Annotated in this window: 17 protein-coding genes and 1 rRNA gene; 12 read left to right on the plus strand and 6 right to left on the minus strand. The window is 74.4% G+C overall.

The features are described 5' to 3' along the window. Positions 1-87: ribosomal RNA gene (rrf, locus tag ACWGL3_RS07995) — 5S ribosomal RNA — on the plus strand; the annotation flags it as partial. A gap of 232 nt (positions 88-319) precedes the next feature. Here rrf and ACWGL3_RS08000 read toward each other — a convergent pair. Then, entirely contained in the window at positions 320-1,180 is an 861-nt protein-coding gene (locus ACWGL3_RS08000; RefSeq protein ID WP_452461079.1) for a hypothetical protein, read from the minus strand. A gap of 54 nt (positions 1,181-1,234) precedes the next feature. Here ACWGL3_RS08000 and ACWGL3_RS08005 point away from each other — a divergent pair, with 54 nt between their 5' ends. Next, positions 1,235-1,924, plus strand: coding sequence for a tetratricopeptide repeat protein (locus ACWGL3_RS08005; RefSeq protein ID WP_267948961.1), 690 nt, complete (start codon positions 1,235-1,237; stop codon positions 1,922-1,924). A gap of 65 nt (positions 1,925-1,989) precedes the next feature. Beyond that, positions 1,990-2,433: an NUDIX domain-containing protein gene (locus ACWGL3_RS08010; protein ID WP_452461080.1), complete on the plus strand. Its 444-nt coding sequence runs from the start codon at positions 1,990-1,992 to the stop codon at positions 2,431-2,433. Here ACWGL3_RS08010 and ACWGL3_RS08015 read toward each other — a convergent pair. Together ACWGL3_RS08015 and ACWGL3_RS08020 are read right to left on the minus strand one after the other, a co-directional pair. Beyond that, on the minus strand, positions 2,409-3,356 hold the full coding sequence (locus tag ACWGL3_RS08015) for a GNAT family N-acetyltransferase (RefSeq protein ID WP_267948963.1): 948 nt from the start codon (positions 3,354-3,356) through the stop codon (positions 2,409-2,411). The genes ACWGL3_RS08010 and ACWGL3_RS08015 overlap by 25 nt on opposite strands. A 65-nt stretch (positions 3,357-3,421) precedes the next feature. After that, the gene (locus tag ACWGL3_RS08020) at positions 3,422-4,420 is read right to left on the minus strand and encodes an MBL fold metallo-hydrolase (RefSeq protein WP_267950314.1); all 999 of its coding nucleotides are present in this window, start codon (positions 4,418-4,420) and stop codon (positions 3,422-3,424) included. A gap of 350 nt (positions 4,421-4,770) precedes the next feature. Between ACWGL3_RS08020 and ACWGL3_RS08025 the strand changes: the two genes are divergently transcribed. Next, positions 4,771-5,289, plus strand: a complete 519-nt coding sequence (locus ACWGL3_RS08025; RefSeq protein WP_346660239.1) for a single-stranded DNA-binding protein — start codon at positions 4,771-4,773, stop codon at positions 5,287-5,289. 17 nt (positions 5,290-5,306) lie between these two features. Here ACWGL3_RS08025 and ACWGL3_RS08030 read toward each other — a convergent pair whose 3' ends face one another. Beyond that, a complete protein-coding gene (locus ACWGL3_RS08030) occupies positions 5,307-6,314 on the minus strand; it encodes an HAD-IIA family hydrolase (RefSeq protein ID WP_452461081.1) in 1,008 nt (335 codons plus the stop codon). A gap of 319 nt (positions 6,315-6,633) precedes the next feature. Here ACWGL3_RS08030 and ACWGL3_RS08035 point away from each other — a divergent pair, with 319 nt between their 5' ends. Continuing rightward, a complete protein-coding gene (locus ACWGL3_RS08035; protein ID WP_267948965.1) occupies positions 6,634-8,133 on the plus strand; it encodes a serine hydrolase domain-containing protein in 1,500 nt (499 codons plus the stop codon). On the opposite strand, the gene ACWGL3_RS08040 is transcribed toward ACWGL3_RS08035, so the two are convergent. Together ACWGL3_RS08040 and ACWGL3_RS08045 are read right to left on the minus strand one after the other, a co-directional pair. Beyond that, positions 8,114-9,403 carry a DUF1015 domain-containing protein gene (locus ACWGL3_RS08040; protein ID WP_267948966.1) on the minus strand — a complete coding sequence of 430 codons (1,290 nt, stop codon included), beginning with the start codon at positions 9,401-9,403 and terminating at the stop codon, positions 8,114-8,116. The genes ACWGL3_RS08035 and ACWGL3_RS08040 overlap by 20 nt on opposite strands. A 52-nt stretch (positions 9,404-9,455) precedes the next feature. After that, positions 9,456-9,806, minus strand: a complete 351-nt coding sequence (locus tag ACWGL3_RS08045; protein WP_267948967.1) for an SCP2 sterol-binding domain-containing protein — start codon at positions 9,804-9,806, stop codon at positions 9,456-9,458. 195 nt (positions 9,807-10,001) lie between these two features. On the opposite strand from ACWGL3_RS08045, the gene ACWGL3_RS08050 reads away from it, so the two are divergent. From ACWGL3_RS08050 to ACWGL3_RS08080, 7 genes are all read left to right on the plus strand, one after another. After that, positions 10,002-10,733 (plus strand): coiled-coil domain-containing protein, encoded by a 732-nt coding sequence (locus ACWGL3_RS08050; protein ID WP_267948968.1) that lies wholly within the window; start codon positions 10,002-10,004, stop codon positions 10,731-10,733. A gap of 30 nt (positions 10,734-10,763) precedes the next feature. After that, entirely contained in the window at positions 10,764-10,943 is a 180-nt protein-coding gene (locus ACWGL3_RS08055) for a hypothetical protein (protein ID WP_267948969.1), read from the plus strand. A 21-nt stretch (positions 10,944-10,964) separates the two neighbouring features. Further along, on the plus strand, positions 10,965-11,765 hold the full coding sequence (locus tag ACWGL3_RS08060) for a TlyA family RNA methyltransferase (protein WP_267948970.1): 801 nt from the start codon (positions 10,965-10,967) through the stop codon (positions 11,763-11,765). A gap of 111 nt (positions 11,766-11,876) precedes the next feature. Then, positions 11,877-12,803 carry an NAD kinase gene (locus ACWGL3_RS08065; protein WP_267948971.1) on the plus strand — a complete coding sequence of 309 codons (927 nt, stop codon included), beginning with the start codon at positions 11,877-11,879 and terminating at the stop codon, positions 12,801-12,803. 75 nt (positions 12,804-12,878) lie between these two features. Further along, positions 12,879-14,588 carry a DNA repair protein RecN gene (gene recN / locus ACWGL3_RS08070; protein WP_267948972.1) on the plus strand — a complete coding sequence of 570 codons (1,710 nt, stop codon included), beginning with the start codon at positions 12,879-12,881 and terminating at the stop codon, positions 14,586-14,588. A 207-nt stretch (positions 14,589-14,795) separates the two neighbouring features. After that, positions 14,796-15,968, plus strand: coding sequence for a putative cytokinetic ring protein SteA (gene steA, locus ACWGL3_RS08075; protein ID WP_267950316.1), 1,173 nt, complete (start codon positions 14,796-14,798; stop codon positions 15,966-15,968). Further along, positions 15,965-17,068, plus strand: a complete 1,104-nt coding sequence (locus ACWGL3_RS08080; protein ID WP_267948973.1) for a copper transporter — start codon at positions 15,965-15,967, stop codon at positions 17,066-17,068. Before steA ends, ACWGL3_RS08080 begins: the two co-directional genes overlap by 4 nt. The last annotated feature ends 13 nt before the right edge of the window (positions 17,069-17,081 follow it).

A 17,081-nucleotide genomic window follows, 5' to 3' on the forward strand; every position in this document is an offset into this window, starting at 1 on the left:
CGGTCTCTTTCCGAACCCGGTCGTTAAGTCTCCTTGCGCTGATGGTACTGCCCTGTGGTGGGGTGGGAGAGTAGGTCGCTGCCACGGTTTTTTGTTGGGGAGGGGGTTGCCTTGTGGGCGGCCCCCTCCTTTTTTGTGTGTGGGGTGGTTCTTTGGGGGCTGTCTTGGCCCTCTTTTTTTGTGCCTGTGCTTGTGCGTTTGTGAAAGGGGTGTTGTGCGGGATGGCCGTGGAGAGAGTTCCCACTGGTCGGCGGAGTCGGGTGGCCGGCGCTTTGGCGGTGGGCGGCGATGTCATGTCGTAAGCTGGAGGGCACGAGTACTATGACGCGCTGCTACTGCTCAAGGTGGCAGCGCTTTTGAGTGTTGACGGACGGGTTGGATGACTGAGGACAGCCGATCGGGAGACCGCGAGGACTCCGGAGCAAACGAGCATGGTGGTGACCGCTCCGGCGAGCCTGGCGGTCGGGGACGTGGTGAAGGACCCCGCTCCCGATCCGGCTACAGCGGCTCCCGGGACGACAGAGGCGACGACCGGCGGGATGATCGCGGTGGCTCCCGGGGCCGTGACGACAGTCGGGGCGGGGGTTACCGCGGAGGAGACCGCCGTGACGACCGTGCTCCGCAGGGGGACCGCGGTGGTTTCCGCGGGCGGGACGACCGTGGCCCCCAGGGCGATCGCGGTGGTTTCCGCGGGCGGGACGATCGCGCTCCGCAGGGTGAGCGTCGTGGCGGCGGTGGTTTCCGCCGTGACGACCGCGCTCCCCAGGGGGACCGCGGTGGCTATCGCGGGCGGGACGACCGTGGCCCCCAGGGGGACCGTGGTGGCTATCGCGGGCGGGACGACCGTGCTCCGCAGGGTGAGCGTCGTGGCGGTGGAGGTTTCCGCCGTGACGACCGCGCTCCCCAGGGGGACCGTGGTGGTTTCCGCGGACGCGACGACCGTGCCCCGCAGGGCGACCGTGGTGGTTTCCGCGGACGGGACGACCGTGGTGGTGGAGGTTTCCGGGGCGGGGACCGCCGTGACGACCGGCGCGGAGGAGGTGGCTTCCGGGGCCGGGACGACCGGCGCGACGACCGTCGCCCTCCCCGTGAGGACCGCGACCCCGCCGACATCCCGCCGCAGCTTCCGGAGGAGGCCACCTTCTCCCAGCTCGACCCCGAGACCCGGCGTGACCTCCACTCGCTGCCCAAGTCCCTGGCCGAGCTCATCGGCAAGCACATCGTCGCCGCAGGCATGCTCCTGGACGAGGACCCCGAGCGGGCCTACGCCCATGCCGCCTACGCCCGCCGCAAGGCGTCGCGTGTCCCCGGTGTGCGCGAGGCCTCCGGTGTGGCCGCCTACACCGTCGGCAAGTGGCAGGAGGCCCTGTCGGACCTGCGGGCCGCACGCCGGATGAGCGGCCGGGACAGCTTCCTCGCCATCATGGCCGACTGCGAGCGCGGTCTGGGCCGACCCGAGCGGGCGCTGGAGATCACCGGCGACCCCGCCGCGGCCTCCTTGGACACCGCCGACCGCATCGAGCTGCGGATCGTCGCCGCGGGCGCGCGCCGCGACATGGGTGACGCCAAGGCCGCACTGGCGGAACTCCAGGTTCCGGAGCTCAAGGAGCGCCGGGCCCGTCCGTGGGTCGCCCGCCTGTTCTACGCCTACGCCGACGTCCTGGAGGAGCTGGGCCGCGAGGACGACGCACGTGAGTACTTCTCGCGGGCCTCGGCCGTGGACAGCGATGGTGTGACCGACGCCGACGAGAGGCTGGCCGCGATCGAGGGCGTCGAGCTGGTCGACGTCGACACCGAGGACGGGATCGTCTGGACCGACGCCGAGGAGCAGGAGCTCCCGGAGGCCGACGAGGCCCCCGCCGGCGAGGGCCGTGACCGTCGTGACGACCGCGGCGGCGGCCGGGCACCGCGGGACAGGTACTGAGCCCGTTCCGGGACACCGACGGCACCGCGCCGCCGGGCGGTGAACAGCCGCTCGGCGGCGCCGTCGTGCGCCTGGGGGCGCTCCCCGGAGCCCACGACTCGGTGGTCTGCCTGACCTACGACGGCGACCGCCCCCTGCTCGTCCGCCACAGGGACCGGGGCTGGGAGTTTCCGGGAGGCCATTGCGAACCCGGCGAGACGGTCGAGGACACCGCCCGGCGGGAGGCGCGCGAAGAGGCGGGCGCCACCCTGGGCGAGGTCGGGGTCGTGGGCCACTACGTCCTCGCGAGCGGGCACGTCACCGTCGTCACCCACGCCCGGGTGACCGGGCTGGAACCCCTGAGCGGGGATTTCGAGACCGTGGGGGTGCGGTCCTTCGACGTCCTGCCCGCCGACCGGGAGCTGTCCTGGGCGGACGGCGTCTACGCGCACCTCCTGCGGGAGCTGGGGCTGCCCGGGGCCCCGGCCGCTCAGCCCCCGGCCGCTCAGCCCCCGACCGCCCTGGAGTAGACGGTCGCGGCTGCGACCGGTTCGTACCCGAGCCGCCGGTTGACGGCCAGCATCGGCGCGTTGTCCTCGTGGTTCCCGGTGTAGGCGCGCTCGGCGCCCCGGTCCCGGGCCAGGTGCAGGGCCGCGGTCTTCGCGTAGCCGGCGAGACCCCGCCCGCGGTACTCGCGCAGGACCCCCGTCATCGCCGACTCGACGCGGCTGCCGCCGTCGGACGTGTAGCAGGTCATACCGACCGGTGCGCCGTCGACCAGGATCACCTGGCTCACGGCGTGGTCGTTGTCCGGGCGGGGCCACACGGTGGAGCGCCACTCGTCGTAGGACATGAACCGGCCGTCGTTGTCCGCGCCGGGCTCGTCGGCGGTGGTGAGGCGGTCGATGTCGTAGACGGGCCGCGGGTCGTCCGCGAACCGCTCGAAGGGGCGGAGCTCCACCCCCTCGGGCGCGGGCGGGACCTCCGGCAGGTCCTCCAGGTCCAGGCCCAGGACGTGATGGCTCTCGACCGGGCTGTAGCCGCGCTCCGCCAGCAGTGCCGCGAAGTCCTCTCCGCCGACCTGCACGCCCTCCCCGGCCGCCTCCGCCCGCAGGCTCCCGGCCCCCCGCGCGACCAGGACGGCCTCCGAGGCGTCCAGGAGGCGGGAGTCGAGGCCGGTGCCCAGATGCGTCGCGGCGACCGAGGCGAGGACCGACACCCCGGTCCTCGGGGTGGCCTCTCCGCCGCGCCGGAGTACGGCGCGTATGTGGCCGACCACGCTCCCGTCCTCCTCCACGGCGATGAGGACGGTCTCCTCGAACTCGGCCGAAGGGTGGTCCAGCCGCCAGAGGACGACCTCCTCCGTCAGCACGCGACACGGGTTCGTCCGGTGGAGGAGGGAGAAGAGACCGGGTGTGTCGGCCCGTCGGGCCTGGCGGATCTCGACTGTCATGCGGCGAGACTAGGTGAGCCCGACGGGGGCCGCACCCCCTTTTCCGCAAGGCCGGGGTCCGAGCCTCAGGAGCGCTCCCCGTCCGCCTTCCGCTCGGCCTGCTCCTGCGCGAGCCGGTCCAGCCAGTGCACGATGCCGGACACGTTGGTCTCCGGTCCGGCGAGGATGTCGAGGACCGCGGCGGACTCCGGCGGTGCGTCGGCGGGGAGCGGGCTGTACCTGGAGACCACCTTGTCCCGGACCATGGCGATGGCGTGGTCGAGGTCCCCGGTGGTCCCGTGGGACTCGCGCACCGTCTCCACCCACAGGCGGAGTTCGCCCTCGGCCTTGTCGAGGGTCTCCGGGACCGCCGTGACCGCACCGAAGTGGGAGAACATCAGCCGCTGGGCGCCGATGTCCCCGAAGAGCCGGAGGGTGCGCAGGCACGCGTCCAGGTCGAAGTCCGGCGGCGGGGTGGCGGGGCTGACGTCCCCGGTGAGCGGCCTGTACACGCCCAGCGCGTCGCCGACGTAGAGGTCGCCGGTGAGGGAGTCCACCAGGCCCATGTGGTGCTTGGCGTGTCCGGGCGCGTAGTGGGAGACGAGTGTGCGGCCGCCGCCGAGGTCGATCTCACCCGTCTCGCCCACAGCGCGGATCCGCGCGGCGTCGGTGGGGCTCATGTGCCCGAACAGGGTCTCCAACCTGTCGCCCCACACCATGGCGGCGCTGGCCATCAGCCGGCTCGGGTCGGCCAGGTGGCGGGCGCCGCGCTCGTGCACCACGATCTCGGCGTTGGGGAACAGGGCGGCCATGTCACCGGTGCCGCCCGCGTGGTCCAGGTGGATGTGGGTGACGACGATGGTGGCCAGGTCCTCGGGTGCGAGCCCCAGGCGCGTGACGGCGCCGTGCAGGACGCGGGCCGAGGCGGCGGTGCCGACCTCGACGACGCAGGGCCGTTCGGACCGGATGAGGTAGCTCGACACGACCCCCGGGTATCCGGCGAGCATCGTGTCGATGGCGAAGATGTCGTCGCCCAGGGGGGTGATCCCCTCGGGCGGACCGCTCACGTCCACGTCGTCGTGCACGGCAAGCACCCCTGTTCCCTCGGTTGTGTGCGGTACGGGAAGGACCTGTCCCGAACCGAATCCGACTCTAGGACAAGGGCGTCATGACAGGTCGGACCGGGGGCGGAGTAGAGGGGCGGGTCGTGCCGGGCCGGCGGGCGTCCGGGGCAGGACCCGCGGCGCGCGGGCCGGTGCGGGTCGCCGAAGGTTGTCCACAGGTTCCGGCGGGGCCTTCCCTGCGGGGGCGGGCCGGGCGATCCTGGAGGTCAGCGCAGACGCCCCGACCAGCCGCGGAGCGCCGGACCCCCGGCGGCCTCCCAGCCCTCCGCCGTGTCGCGCCCCTTCCCCCGCCCACCATCCCAGGAGGACGCATGCGACAGGAGACGGCGGTCGCCCGGCGGCGTGCCGCGGCCCGCCCACCGACCGAACAGCCCGGCACCGCGACAGAACCCCCTCCCGGACCCGGCGCCCGCGCGGTCGACCGCCGTGGGGAGCCGGACCCCTCCGACGGGGCCGGAGCCCGACGCGAGCCGGGCCACCGCAACGAGATCGTGGTCGCGGGGCGTGTCACCGCGGAGCCCCTCGTGCGCGAGCTCCCCAGCGGGGACCGTGTCGCCACCTGGCGGGTCTGCGTGGCCAGGCCGACCGACAGCCGGTACGCCGGCCGGGGGGTCGACTCGATCACCTGCGCCAGCTTCGACCAGGACCTGCACGAGGGGATCCGCGCCTGGAGGCTGGGCGACGTGGTCCAGATGAGCGGGGAGCTGCGCCGCCGTACCTGGCGCGGGCGGGAGGGGGTTCGCAGTGTCTGCGAGGTGGAGGCGAGGACCGCGACGCTGGTCCGCGCGGCCGAATCGGGGCACGGCGGGCGCGAGGAGCCGGGGCGGTGAGGCCGCGGCTCGGGTGCTCACCAGCCCAGGCGGGCCAGAACGCCGCGCGCGGCCGGGCCGTCAGGGTCCACCGTGGCGTCCGCCCACACGGCCGCGCACAGGGCACGGAGGCCGTCCAACCGGTCGCCCGTCCCCTCGATCGCCGGAGCGCCCCCGGTGACGGTCACCGTCCACCCGCCGCAGCGGGCCCCGTGGCCGGTGTGCGCCACCTCCGGGTGCGTGTCGTTCATGCCCGACACGTCCCACGCCAGGTAGGCGGGCCGCTGGTGCGCGGGGGCCGCGAGGACGTCCGCGGGCGCGGTCACCCCGGACAGCACCAGCAGGCCTGCCGCGCCGTGCACGGTGGCCCCCTCGATGTCGGTGTCGAGGCGGTCTCCGACGATGAGCGGGTTGCGGGCGCCGGTACGTCGGATGCCCTCCTCGTGCAGGGGGCGCATCGGCTTGCCGGCGACGACGGGCTCGACCCCGGTGGCGTGCGCGATCACCCGGACGAACGACCCGTTGGCCGGAGTGGCGCCCCACTCGCTGGGCGCGGTGGCGTCGGCGTTGCTGGCCACGTACAGCGCGCCGCGCGCCACCGCGAGCGCCCCCTGGTCGAGCAGGTCCCGGCTCATGCTCCGCGAGTACCCCTGGACCACGGCCACGACCGAGTCCGAGGCCACCGTCACCGGGCGCAGGCCCATCTTCCGGACCGCCTGCCGCAGGCCGGTGTCGCCCACGACGAGGACGTCCGAGCCCGCCGGGTGGCGCTCGCTCACGAGCCTGGCGGCCGCCTCGGCAGAAGTCACCACGTCGTCGGGTGCCGCGGCCACCCCCAACTGCGTGAGGTGTTCGGCGATCCGGGCGGGGGTGCGGCCGGCGTTGTTGGTCACGAACGCCACCTTGGCGCCGGCGGCTCGCGCCTTGCCCACCGCCTCCGGGGCCGCGGGCACCGCGTGCGGGCCGATGTACACGACCCCGTCCAGGTCCAGGAGCATCGCGTCGTAGAGCGTGTTCAGGGGACGGTCTGCGGCGAGCAGGGACATGTCGGGGAACCTGTTCCGTGCGGTGGCGTGGTCGGTGTTCAGGCTATGGCCTGGCCTCCGGCCCCCGTGACCGCGCACCCCCGCAACGGGTGTGCCCTGTGTCGCACGGGGCCGGGGCCTGCGGGGCGGGGCCGCCCCGGACGCGGGGCCGGAGCCGGCCCCCCGGCCCCTTTCGGCGGCAGCGGTGGCGGGGGCCCGGCCGGGACGGGCGGTCGCCGCCGTAGGGGGCCGGCCCCACCGGGCGGGTGCGGAGAACCCCAGGCCGGTACTGCGGCCGGCTCCGTGGCGCCGGAGGCGCGCCGGCGAACACCATGGACCCATGTTCAGACTTCCCGCGGCGCTGCTCGCCGCCTCCGTCCTCCTCCTCGCCGGGAATCCGGCCGCCGCGGACACGGCGGACCCCGGGGGAGGGGGGCTGACCCCCGGCGCCGTGGACGCCTACCTGGACGACTACCTGGCGTCCTCGCCGCTGCCCGGCGCCGCGGTCGCCGTCACCCGGGGCGCCGACGTGGTCCACGTCGCGGGGTACGGCACCGACTCCGGGGGCCGGCCGATCACCGCCGACACCCCGATGGGCGTGGCCTCCGTCAGCAAGGCGTTCACCGCCCTGGCGGTCATGCAGCTCGTGGAGGAGGGGGATGTCGGGCTCGACGACCGTGTGGCCGAGCGGCTGCCCGGGTTCACCCTCGCCGACCCGCGCGGCGCGGAGATCACCGTCCGCCAGCTGCTCACCCACACCTCCGGGATGTCCGACACCGCCTTCCGCGAGAAGAGCGAACCCGCCCCCGACGACCTCTCCGGCGCGGTCGCCCGGCTGGCGGGCGCCGGTCTGGCCGCGGAGCCGGGCACGGAGGTGAACTACCACAACCCCAACTACCACGTGGCGGCACGCCTGGTGGAGGCCGTCAGCGGCCTGCCCTTCGGCGAGTTCCTCGAGCAGCGCACGTTCGCGCCCCTGGGCATGGACGACACGGTCACCGTCGACACCGTCGGAGAGGTCTTCGAGGCCGGGGTGGCCAGGGGGCACGTCGGTGTCCTGGGGAACGCCGTCCCCGCCGTCGAACCCGCGAGCTACGTCAACGGCGCCGGGGGCATGGTCACCACCGCCGCGGACATGGCCCGGTGGCTCGTCGCGCAGAACAGCGGGGGCCGGGGCGCGGACGGTGCGCGCATCCTCTCGGAGGAGGGCGTCGCCGCCACCCACGCCCCGCTGGGGGGAGGCGCCGGAGGGGAGCGCAAGGGGCTGGGCTGGGACGTCGGAGAGACACCCGCCGGTGCGCCGATGCTCTCGCACGGCGGCATCCAGTTCACCTACACCGCCCACCAGGCGCTCCTGCCGGAGAGCGGCCACGGGATCGCGGTGATGGCCAACACCGGACTGGGAGGCGCCGACGCCTCGGCGCTGCTCCACGGACTGGTCGCCCTGGCCGACGGTGGCGAGCCGTCGCCTCCCGCCGGACCGTTCCTGCTGGTGGTGGACGCGGTCCTGGCGGGCCTGGCCGTGTCGGCGTGCTTCCTGGCCGTCCGGGGCGTGCGCGGAGCCGGGAGGTGGGCCGCCGCGGCGAGGGAGCGGGCCCGGTGGCGCACCGCGCTCCGGCTGGTACCGGGCCTCGCCGTGGTCTGCGCCGCGGTGGTCCCGCACCGGCTGGTGGCGCTGCTCGCCCAGGGCCGGGACCTCACATGGCTCCAGAGCCTCTACACCGCGCCCACGGCCGTGGTGCTCCTGGTGACCGCCGCGCTGGCCTTCGCCGCGGTGTACGCGGCGCGGGCGGCCGCGCTGGCCCGCCCGCGCCGGCCGCTCAGTCCAGAACCCTCATGACCAGCCCGGTGCGCGGCTTGGGGCCGAACGAGGTGGACTTGCGCGGGGTCAGCTCGCCGCGGTCGGCCACCGCGTACACCTGGCCCACGCCCAGCGCGGGCACGACGACGGCGGTCCCCTTCTCGTGGTGGGCGGCGGCGACCGCCTCGGCGGGGTCGTCGTGCACCATCCGCACCAGGTCCTCCGGGAACTCCCACAGCGGCATGAGCACCTCGTGCAGGACCGCGGTGGGAAGGCGGCGCCACGCGGGGGACCGCTCCGGCATGGCCCGCTCCAGCACACCCTCGTCGAAGCCGTGCGCCAGGTGGGCGTCCCCGTCGGGCGACACCAGCAGGAGGGCGGGGGACTCCGACCCGGCCCGGGCCGCCACCCCGGCCAGGACCTCCGGCGAGGCCGTGCCGAGCGGTTCCACGGTGGCCGCCTCCCGGGCCTCCCGGACCGCCGTGTCGGTGTCCAGGCCGGGCAGCACACGGTGGATGGCCCCCAGGCGGGGAGGGTGGGTGTCGCTGTCGACCAGCAGGGCCAGCCCGTAGCCCCATCCCGGGTCGGGGTACTCCCGGTGGAGGCGGCGGTAGGCGGCGTAGCGGTGGTGCCCGTCGGCGATCAGCGCGGAGCGGCCGGCCAGGTCGGCTGCCACACGCCGCAGCTCACCGGGGTCGGTGAGGGCCCAGAGGCGGTGCTCGGAGCCGTCGCGGGTGCGTGCGGACACCAGCGGGGCCAGCGCCGCCGCGGCCTCGGTCGCGGCGGTCGCGGCCCCGCCGCCGCCCCGGTAGACCAGGAAGATCGGTTCGAGGTTGGCCCGGGCCAGGCCCATCAGGGCGAACCGGTCGCGCACCGGCGGGTCGGCCACGTCCTCGTGCGGGCGCACCGCCGACCCGGCGCCGTCCTCGGGCAGCCGAAGGTTGCCCACCAGGCCGCGCTGGCGCCGGCCGTCCGCCGTGACCTGCTCGTACACGTACAGGGCGGGTTCGCCGTCCAGGGCGAGGACCCCGTCGCCGATCCAGCTGTGCAGGAGGTCGGCGGCGGCGCGGTAGCGGTGCGGCACGGCGCTGTCCGGGTCCTGCCTGCCCAGTTCGTAGGGCAGGGTGACGCGGGCCGCGTTGTGGGGGTCGGACCGCTGGAGCTTCCGCGCCTCCTCGGCGTCGGGGATGTCGTAGGGCGGCGTCAGGAGTCGTGCGAGGTCGAAGTCCCCGTCGATGAACCGGTCCACGTCCGGGTCCGCGTAGCGCAGACCGCGGAAGGGGGCCAGTTCGAGAGCGTGGCGTGGCATCCCAGCAACGTACCCGCCGTGCGGGGGCCGTCGTGTCCGCCCGCGCGCCGGCTCAGAGGAGGCGCCGCAAGCGCAGGAGGTCGCCGACGCTCGCGTCCACCCTGACCCTGCGGCCCAGGAGGGCGCGGGCGGCGTCCAGGCGGTCCTCGGACAGGGCCACCAGGTCGTCGCTGTCGACGGTGACCCGCACCTGCGGTTCCGGGGCCGCGCGGTCGGCGGGCCGGTGGGTGAGGCCGGTCAGGCCCCCGACCGTCAGGCGCATGTCGAAGGCGGTCCCCAGGTCCGGGACCACCACGCTGACGGAGCGCTCGCGGATGTGCTTGCGCCGCTTCTCCTCGGACTCGGAGAGGATGCGCCGGTTGATCTTCTCGATTCCCGCGAGACAGGCGTCGATGCTGCTCATGGCGACATCATGCCCTACCGCGGAGTGCCGGGAATCCTTCTGGGTCCACCGTGACGAATGGGATGGCCTGCCGCGAACGCGTGTCAACGGCGGCCCCGCAGGGGTAGCGTGGGAAGCACCCCCCGCTGCGCAGTGGCCCCTGCTTCCCGGGCCCTTCCCCATTCTCCCGCGGTCCCATCAAGGAGCACCTGAATCATGGTCGTCGACGCGGTACGCACCTATCTCGATGCCGCCAATGGCCTCACCGAACTCTCGCGCAAGCAGGCCGTCGCCGCCGCCAAGACCCTGCTGCGGGCGAACGGCGCCGGAGGCCCCGCCCTCCCCGGGGCGGGAGAGGGCGACACCCCGCCTCCGCGGGTGGGGCAGAGCATCCAGGCGCTGGCGGGCGAGCTCATCGAGACCAGCCAGGCGAACAGGTCGGCCCTCGCCGACCTGGTCCGCGCGGAGGTCGGGCGCCAGCTGGAGCGGATGGACGTGGTCCCGCGCGGTGAGCACGAGCGGCTGGTGCGCCGGGTCGCCGAGCTGGAGCGGCGGCTGGCCGCCCGCCACGCGGTGGAGAGGGCCCTGGCCCCCGAGGCGGCGGGGGCGGCCTCCCCGGTGGCTCCGGCCACCGGTCCCGCCGGACAGGACGCGGACGCGGTCGCCGCCCGCGGACCCGCCGTCCCGCCGGAGACGCAAGGGGCTGCGGGAGGCGGGGTCCCGGAGGTCCGGGAGGCACCCGGAGGCGAGGCTCCCGAGGGTTCCTCCGGCGCCGCTGCCGACGACCGGGACGGGGCCGGGGACCCCGCCGGGGAGGGGGAGGAGGCCGCGCCCGCGGAGGCCGGAGCGGCCGGGACCAAGGCCAGAACCCGGGCCCCTGCCAAGACGGCGCGGGCGCGCTCCACCGCCAAGCGAACCCCCAAGGGCAAGGGCCCCGCGAAGAAGTAGAGTCGGTCGAACGCGATCACCGGGAGAACCATGGACCCCAAGGAACAGGCCGAGGCCGTGGCCGAGCAGACCCTCAGCGGCACCCGGGAGCGCCTGGAATCACTGGGCTCCCGACCCACGTCCGAGCACGTCGCGGTCTTCGACGCCCTGCACCGGGAGCTGTCCGGTGTGCTCGGGGCGCTCGACCAGAACGCGAACACCCCCCGATAACTCTCGGTATCGTAGGTGACCATGGCAAAACGTACTCGGCTCGACGCGGAACTGGTCCGCCGCGGGCACGCACGCTCCCGGGGCCACGCCGCCGAGATCATCGACGGCGGGTTCGTCAAGGTGGCCGGGGTCGTGGCCTCCAAGGCCGCGACCCAGGTGGGCCAGGACCAGCCCATCGTGGTCAGGGCCCCCTCCGACGAACCCCCGTACGTCTCCCGGGGCGCCCACAAGCTCATCGGCGCCCTCGACGCCTTCGCCCTGGACGTCACCGACCGCCGCGCGCTGGACGCCGGCGCCTCCACCGGCGGCTTCACCGACGTGCTGCTCCGCCGTATGGCGGCCCACGTCACCGCGGTCGACGTCGGCTACGGGCAGCTCGCCTGGTCGTTGCGCAGCAACGACCGGGTGCGGGTGATGGAGCGGGTCAACGTCCGCGAGCTCACCCCGGAGCAGATCGGTGAACCGCGCCCGGACCTGGTCGTCGGCGACCTGTCGTTCATCTCCCTGAAACTGGTCCTGGGACCGCTGAAGGACTGCGTGGCGGCCGGTGCGGACTTCGTGCTCATGGTCAAGCCGCAGTTCGAGGTCGGCAGGAACAAGGTCGGCGCGGGGGGAGTGGTCCGCGAGCCCGCGCTGCGCGCCGAGGCGGTCTCCGACGTCGCCGCCCACGCCCTCTCCCTGGGCCTGGGCGTCGTCGGCGTGACCGCGAGCCCGCTCCCCGGGCCCTCCGGAAACGTCGAGTACTTCCTGTGGCTGCGCGCGGGGGCCCCGCCCCTGGACCCGGCCGACCTGGCCCGGGCCGTCGAGGAGGGGCCGAGCTGACGGGCATGGCACCGTGTCTCAGGTGTCCGGTAACGTGACCCGGCCGGGTCAGCGAAGCTCCCGGCCAGTACTCGGGCTCCCCTGTCGGGGAGCGAACGTAAGGGGACGGCGATGACCAGCGGACGCAGTGTTCTCCTGCTGGCCCACACCGGTCGGCCCGCGGCGGTGCGCAGCGCGCAACTGGTCCACGAGAGCCTCAGCCGCGCCGGCCTGACCGTGCGCATGCTCAAGGCCGAGGTCGAGGAGCTGGCCGCGGTGGGCTGTGTGCTCTCCCCGATCGAGGCCGTCGAATCCGCGGACGCGGCCGAGGGGGTGGAGCTGGTCATGGTCCTGGGCGGCGACGGCACCCTGTTGCGGGCCGCCGAGATGGCCCGTCCCGCCGGGGCGCCGCTCCTCGGGGTGAACCTGGGCCACGTGGGCTTCCTCGCCGAGGCCGAGCGCGAGGACCTGGGCGCCACCGTGCGCAGCGTCGTCAACCGCGACTACGACGTCGAGGAGCGCATGACCCTGGAGGTCGCGGTCTTCAACGGGGGGCGCAACAACGGGGCCCCGTCGGTGCGCTCCTGGGCGCTCAACGACGCCACGCTGGAGAAGGGTGAGTCCCGGCGCATCCTGGAGGCCGTCCTGGAGATCGACGGCCGCCCGCTCTCCCGCTGGGCCTGCGACGGGGTGGTGTGCGCCACCCCGACGGGGTCCACGGCGCACGCCTTCTCCGCGGGCGGGCCGGTGGTGTGGCCCGACGTGGAGGCCCTCCTGGTCGTGCCGCTCAGCGCGCACGCCCTGTTCGCCCGGCCCCTGGTCGTGGGGCCGCACGCCACCATCGCCTTCGAGGTGCTTCCGGACACGGCGCCGGGGGTGCTCTGGTGTGATGGACGGCGTATGGTCGAATTGCCCGCGGGGGCACGAATCGAGATCACCCGTGCCGATACGCCGGTCCGGCTGGCCCGGTTGCACCGGGCCCCGTTCACCGACCGCCTGGTGGCCAAGTTCGGCCTTCCGGTCGCGGGTTGGCGCGGGCGGGTCGAGCACGGTCACTGAACGCGGAGTGCGTTCCGGCGCGGCGTTCGCACGAGCGCGCGCGATGAAGTGGAGCCAACCACAGGAGAGGGATCGGTGCTCGAAGAAGTCCGTATCCAGGGACTCGGGGTCATTGACGACGCCGTTTTGGAGTTGTCACCGGGGCTGACCGTCGTCACGGGTGAGACCGGCGCGGGAAAGACCATGGTCGTCACCGGGCTCGGGCTGCTCTTCGGCGGGCGGGCCGACCCCCAGCGCGTACGGCCCGGCGCCGACCGGGCGGTGGTGGAGGGGCGGCTGACCGTCCCCGCCGGCGGCCGTGTGGCCGACCGCGTGCTGGAGGCGGGGGGCGACATCGACGACGACGTCCTCATCCTCACCCGGGCGGTGTCCGCGGAGGGCCGGTCGCGCGCCACGATGGGCGGGCGCTCGGCCCCCGTCAGCCTGCTCGCCTACCTCGCCGACGACCTGGTGGCGGTCCACGGGCAGTCGGACCAGCAGCGGCTCCTGCGCGCCGACCGGCAGCGCTCCTCACTGGACCGCTTCGCCGGCGAGCAGCTGGCGAAGGCCGCCAAGCAGTACACCCTGGCCTACCGCCGCCACCGGGAGGTGACCGCGGAGCTCGAGGAGCTGGTCGAGCGGGCGCGCGAGCGCGCCCAGGAGGCCGACATGCTCCGCTTCGGTGTGGAGGAGATCGCAGCGGCCGAGCCCCTGCCCGGCGAGGACGCCGAACTCCTGGCAGAGGAGACGCGCCTGGCGCACGCCGACGGCCTGCGCATGGCGGCGACCACCGCCCACGAGGCACTGGCGGGGGACCCCGCCTCCGACGTGGAGGTCGACGTGGCCGCGCTGCTCTCCGCGGCCCGCCAGGCGGTGGCCTCCGTCCGCGAGCACGACGCGGAGCTGGCCGCCATCGGCGACCGGCTGGACGAGGCGTCCTACATCCTCACCGATGCGGCCACCGAGCTGGCGTCCTACGCCGAGTCCGTGGACGCCGACCCCGGCCGCCTGGCCCAGGTGCAGGAGCGCCGCGCGCTCCTGACCTCCCTGTCCCGCAAGTACGGCGGGACCACGGACGAGGTGCTGGGCTGGGCCTCGGAGGCGGCCAAGCGGCTGGCGGACCTGGACAACGACGACGAGCGCATCGAGGCCCTGCGCGCCGAGGCCGCCGAGCTGTACGAGGGGCTGGACCGGTGCGCCGCTGAGCTGACGCGCGTCCGCACCGAGGCGGCCGACCGCTTCGGCTCGGCCGTCACCGAGGAGCTGACCGCCCTGGCCATGCCGCACGCCCGCGTGAGCGTGCGGATCACCACGGGCGAGGAGTTCGGCCCGTACGGACGCGACGAGGTCGAGGTCCTGCTGGCCCCGCACCCCAGTTCACCGCCGCTGGCGCTCAACAAGGGCGCCTCCGGCGGTGAGCTCTCCCGGGTGATGCTGGCCATCGAGGTGGTGTTCGCGGGGGCCGACCCGGTGCCGACGTTCGTCTTCGACGAGGTCGACGCGGGGGTGGGCGGCAAGGCCGCGGTGGAGATCGGCCGCCGCCTGGCCAAGCTCGCGCAGCGCTCCCAGGTCATCGTCGTCACCCACCTCCCGCAGGTCGCGGCGTTCGCGGACGCGCACCTGGTGGTGGAGAAGTCGACCGAGGGCCTGGTCACGGAGAGCGGCGTGGTGCGGTTGGACCGCGCGGGCCGGGTCCGCGAGCTGTCGCGGATGCTCGCCGGCCTGGAGGACTCCGAGCTGGGCCGCGCCCACGCAGAGGAGCTGCTCACCAACGCCGCTCCGGAGCGCGCCTACCCCGCCGCCTGAGCGGGAGCCCCGGGACCCGCGGGGCGGATGTGTGACACGGGCCCGTTCCCGGGTAGGGCGGTGGCAGGCCGCCGTCGACGTCCCCGTTGGGGTGGTGACGGCGGACCTGCCCGAACACGCCGATCTCCCAGGTGTTATGACTTACCGTAGTCGCGTTCTGACAGTATGCCAGCGATGAAGGTAACGGATGCGCTCAGCGCCACAGTCATGCGGTTCCGCCGCTCCCGGGCGGACGCTCCCACAGGGCTGGTCGCGCCCGTCCGCTCGGACCGCCGCACCAAGAACCTGACCAAACGCCTCCGCCCCGGCGACATCGCCGTCATCGACCACGTCGACCTGGACCGGGTCAGCGCCGAGGCGCTGGTCGGCTGCGGGGTCTCGGCGGTGCTCAACGTCGCCAAGAGCATCAGCGGCCGCTACCCCAACCAGGGGCCGGAGATGATCGTCACGGCGGGCATCCCCCTCGTCGACGACGTCGACCCCGAGGTCTTCACCCGGGTCCGCGACGGCGAGCGGCTCCGGTTGGAGGGCGCCACCCTGTACCGCGGCGACGAGGCGCTCGCCCGCGGGACCCTCCAGGACGCGGGGACCGTCAGCGCCGCCATGGCCGAGGCCCGCGCCGGGCTCGCCACACAGCTGGAGGCGTTCGCGGCCAACACCATGGCCTACCTCCAGCACGAGCGGGACCTGCTCCTGGACGGTATCGGCATCCCCGACATCGAGACCGACATGGAGGGGCGCCACGTCCTCATCGTGGTCCGCGGCTACCACTACCGCGAGGACATCGCCGCCCTGCGCCCCTACATCCGCGAGTTCAGACCCGTCATCATCGCCGTGGACGGCGGCGCGGACGCGGTCATGGAGGGCGGCTACCGGCCCGACATCATCGTCGGCGACTTCGACTCGGTGTCGGACCAGGCCCTGGCGAGCGGCGCCGAACTCGTCGTGCACGCCTACCGGGACGGCCGGGCCCCCGGCCTCCCCCGGCTCACCGACCTCGGCTACGACGCGGTGGTCTTCCCGGCGACCGGCACCAGCGAGGACGTGGCGATGATGCTGGCCGACGGTTCGGGCGCCGCCCTCATCGTGGCGGTGGGCACGCACGCCACCCTGGAGGAGTTCCTCGACAAGGGCCGTTCGGGCATGGCCAGCACCTTCCTGACCAGGCTCAGGGTGGGCGGGAAGCTCGTCGACGCCAAGGGCGTCAGCCGCCTGTACCGCTCGCGCATCTCGCCCTGGGCGCTGCTCGGGCTGGTCGCCGCCTGTCTGCTCACCATCGTGGTCGCCGCCTACAGCTCACCGGCGGGACAGGTCTACCTCACCTTTCTCGCGGCGCGCTGGGACGTGTTCTCCTACTGGCTGACGGGACTGCTGACGTGATCGATTTCCGCTACCACCTGGTGTCCATAGTCGCGGTGTTCCTCGCACTCACCGTGGGGCTGGTCCTGGGGACCACCATGCTCCAGGACCCCCTGCTGAACACACTCCAGTCCGAGACCGCGGACCTGCGCGGCCAGAGCGAGGACCTGCGCTCCGAGCGCGACGTCGCGGACAAGGTCAACGCCGGGGCCGACGAGATGGCCGAGGCCGTGTCCTCGGACATGCTCGACGGCCGCCTCACCGGCCTGGGCGTGGTCGTGGTGACGGCCCCGGGGGCGAACCCCGAGGTGGCCGACGGGCTCGCCGCACGGGTCGAGGAGGCGGGCGGCGAGGTCGTCGGCCGGGTCGCGGTCACCGACGCCCTCGTGGACGCGGGCAACGCCACCTTCGTCGACGAGCTGTCGATCCAGGTCTCCCAGGACCCCGACGGCCTGACCGGAGGACCCTACGACAAGGCGGGCACGGAGCTCGGGCGCGCCCTGGCTTCCGCCGGCGGGGCGGGGTCCGGCGACGGGGACGCGGAGGGCGCCGGACGGGCGACGGAGGACCCGCGGGAGGCGGAGGAGACCCCCGGAGGGGGTGGCTCCCACGACGCCGAGGCCGTCCTGGACGCCTTCTCCGAGGGCGGTCTGGTCCAGGTCGAGGGCGACCCCGCCGTGTCCGCCGACGCCCTGGTCGTCCTCGCGCCGGCGGCGGGGTCCTCCGACGGGGCCGACCGGGAGGCCGTCAACGCGGTGCTCACCACCGTCACCACCGCCCTGCACCGGGAGGTCGGCGCCGCCGTCCTCGCCGGCGACGTGCCGTCCTCCCGCGGTGACGGGATGCTCGCCCAGGCCCGTGCGGCCGAGCCGGAGTTCGCCACCGCGGACGTGACCGGGCGCCCCATGGGCGACATCATCGCCGTTCTGGCCCTGGCCGAGAACCTGGAGGGGGGCGCCGGGGCGTACGGGATCGGTGAGGGGGTCCGGGGGTTCCTGCCCGACCCGCTGCCCGCCGCCCGCGAGGCGGACGACGCGGCGTCCGGCGCCGCGGAGGAGGCGGCGACCGGCGGGAGGGGCGGCGCCGACGAGTCCCGCCGCACCGTCAGGGAGGGGGAGTGACACCCGTGCCCTC

The organism is Nocardiopsis sp. NPDC055824 (assembly GCF_053616335.1).